Raw genomic sequence first — 2,727 nt, 5'->3', positions numbered from 1 at the left:
AAGCAGACATTCCTCCGGCCTAATTTTTATCATATAAAAAACCCCCGCCAGAAGCTGATCACCAGCTCCTGGCGGGGGTTTTTGTGTGGGTGATATTTCCACCTCAGGTCATCCATATATTGGAACTAATTATTTTAGCCAATGGTAGATGGCCTGGGCTACGCCGTGGTTGTCGTTGTGAGCGGTTATAAAATCACTGGATTCTTTTACTACGTCTGTCGCATTTGCCATGGCTGCACTATGGCCGGCCGTATGAAGCATGGAAAGGTCATTGGGGCTGTCTCCAATCGCTGCGGTTTCGCTGATTGGAAGGTCCAGATGGGCGGCGAGCTTTTGCAGGGCGAGCCCTTTGGACGCATCTTTATGCTCAAACTCAAAATTTTGGTTGGCTGAACTGACAAGGGTAAGGTCGGGATTCGATTCAAATGTGCTCCAGCCTTTGTCCAGCTTTTCCTGTTCAAATGAGAAGGCCAGAATATTATAGACAGGTGACCCCGACTCCGTAATATCCTTGTAGGAATCAACATGATAAAAACCGGTCTGGCTGAATTGCTTTTCCAGGGCTTGTTCAAGCTCTTCTAAATCAGCCTCGGGGTTGGCGCTCTTGATGCGATCCATTTCTATTTGTAAGAGGCGGCGTCCATTTTGAGGGGTTAAGATGGAAGAATCATTGAATACTTCGTAATAGAATTGTTCTTGTTCCAGCCAGCTTAATATGGCGTCCGCGTCTTTTTCTTCGATTGGTACGGAATCGAAAAGCGTGCCGTTCGGGCGGTGAATGGTAGCTCCGTTCGCCCCAATTACCCAGGTGGTGAGGTCCGTATGAGCAAATACTTCCCGGACATCGAACTCAGCCCGTCCAGTAGCGACTACCACTTCTACCCCTTGCGCTTGCGCATATTTAATAGCCTTTATATTTTCCTCGCTAATCGTGTGACTGCTGTTTAGAAGGGTACCGTCTAAATCAATCGCAATTAACTCCATATGTCTTTCTCCTCCTCCGTTACAACTAATTCTACGTGATTGATTTCAAGCAGTTCGCGGAAATTCTGTTCAGGTGTGCGATCCGTAATCATAACGTCAATATCTTCTAATGTAGCGAACTGAAAGAACTCCGTGAGTCCGATCTTAGTGTGGTCGGCTAGCACGATTACCTGCTTGGCCTGTTCCATCATCTTGCGCTTCACCATTCCATCCTCTTCATGCCCAATGGTCAAGCCTTGCTCAGATATACCTACTACACCTATAAATACTTTATCGACGTGATACTGGTTCAGTTTGTCGATGGTAGATGTTCCGTACAGGAAACCATGTTCTTTATGAAGCTGCCCGCCAAGAAGATGAATCCTGAGATGATCTTTACCTGATAGAATCTCAGCCTGATGAATGGAATTCGTGATGACGGTCATTTCCGTGTCTTCCAATTCTCCCGCACATGCCTGCACAGTGGTTGAAGTATCAAGAATGACGGTATTACCTGGTTCCAGCAGAGATGCGGCACGCTTTCCAATTTCTCTTTTTTCACTAGATACGCTGTGAAGACGGTGCCGATAATTTTTAATTTCAGGGCTGGTTCCAGGTGAAATCGCTCCACCTCTGGTTCGGACAATCGCTTTTTTATTTTCTAATTTAACAAGGTCTCTTCTTGCGGTATCTCTGGATACATCAAATAACTCACAAATTTGATCCACGGAAATCCGCCGATTTTCGTTTATGTAATCCACGATTTCCACCAATCGTTCTTCCTGATACATCGATTCCCCCCCTGTACGTATTATATAAGTCATCATAATTCAGGAAGGATAATATTTCAATCCTTATAAGTAAATGTAAGCATTTATAATGAAAAGCGATTTGTGATAACCGAACTATTAAATGGATTATTTGGTTTATTGTTCGGGAATTGCGTTGACTTGCAAGGATATCATTGGTAAACTGACGGTGGAAATAATATAAAACAAATTTTTGGCGGAGGTGCCTTATGTCGTCAGTAGTTGTAGTCGGAACCCAATGGGGAGACGAAGGAAAAGGCAAGATAACCGATTTTCTATCACAAAATGCCGAGGTTGTTGCACGTTATCAAGGTGGAAACAATGCCGGGCATACAATCAAATTTGATGGCGTTACTTATAAATTGCATTTAATACCTTCTGGAATCTTTTTTAATGATAAAACTTGTGTCCTGGGCAATGGAATGGTCATTGATCCTAAAGCACTGCTTGAGGAACTGAAATACTTACATGATAAGGGAGTATCTACGGAAAACCTTCGAATCAGCAACCGCGCGCACGTGATTCTTCCTTACCACTTGAAGCTTGATACCCTGCAGGAAGAGCAAAAAGGTGCGAATAAGATTGGCACCACGAAAAAAGGAATCGGACCGGCCTATATGGACAAAGCCGCACGTATGGGCATACGGATGGCTGATCTGATGGATAAAGAAAGCTTTAAAGAAAAGCTGGAACAGAACGTGGAAGAAAAGAACCGTTTGTTTGAAAAAGTTTATGAAACTAAACCATTTACGGTCGAAGAAATCCTCGAGGAATACTACGATTATGGACAGCAAATCAAAGAGTATGTCTGCGATACCTCTGTGGTGTTGAATGATAACCTGGATGAAGGACGCCGTGTGCTTTTTGAAGGGGCTCAAGGGGTTATGCTGGATATTGACCAGGGTACTTATCCTTTCGTTACCTCTTCCAACCCAATTGCCGGAGGGGTTACCAT

At 44.1% G+C, this 2,727-nt stretch carries 3 protein-coding genes; 1 reads left to right on the top strand and 2 read right to left on the bottom strand.

The genetic code is table 11. The features are described 5' to 3' along the window. Positions 1-129: 129 nt before the first annotated feature. Positions 130-984 (bottom strand): Cof-type HAD-IIB family hydrolase, encoded by an 855-nt coding sequence (locus WAM07_RS12395; RefSeq protein ID WP_422167279.1) that lies wholly within the window; start codon positions 982-984, stop codon positions 130-132. Beyond that, positions 975-1,754: a DeoR/GlpR family DNA-binding transcription regulator gene (locus WAM07_RS12390; RefSeq protein WP_422167277.1), complete on the bottom strand. Its 780-nt coding sequence runs from the start codon at positions 1,752-1,754 to the stop codon at positions 975-977. The genes WAM07_RS12395 and WAM07_RS12390 overlap by 10 nt, the downstream gene beginning before the upstream one ends. 227 nt (positions 1,755-1,981) lie before the next feature. Here WAM07_RS12390 and WAM07_RS12385 point away from each other — a divergent pair. Next, the coding region (locus WAM07_RS12385; RefSeq protein ID WP_422167275.1) for an adenylosuccinate synthetase at positions 1,982-2,727 on the top strand (746 nt) is incomplete at its 3' end.

This window comes from Halobacillus sp. (assembly GCF_049282395.1).
Classification (GTDB): Bacteria; Bacillota; Bacilli; order Bacillales; family Halobacillaceae; genus Halobacillus.
Note: the sequence above shows the minus strand (reverse complement) of the source record. Positions and strands in the feature narration are given on the sequence as shown.

Excerpts from the sequence above, each read along its gene's own strand:
- WAM07_RS12390 (WP_422167277.1), bottom strand. The coding sequence starts at position 1,754 with ATGTATCAGGAAGAACGATTGGTGGAAATCGTGGATTACATAAACGAA.
- WAM07_RS12395 (WP_422167279.1), bottom strand. The coding sequence starts at position 984 with ATGGAGTTAATTGCGATTGATTTAGACGGTACCCTTCTAAACAGCAGT.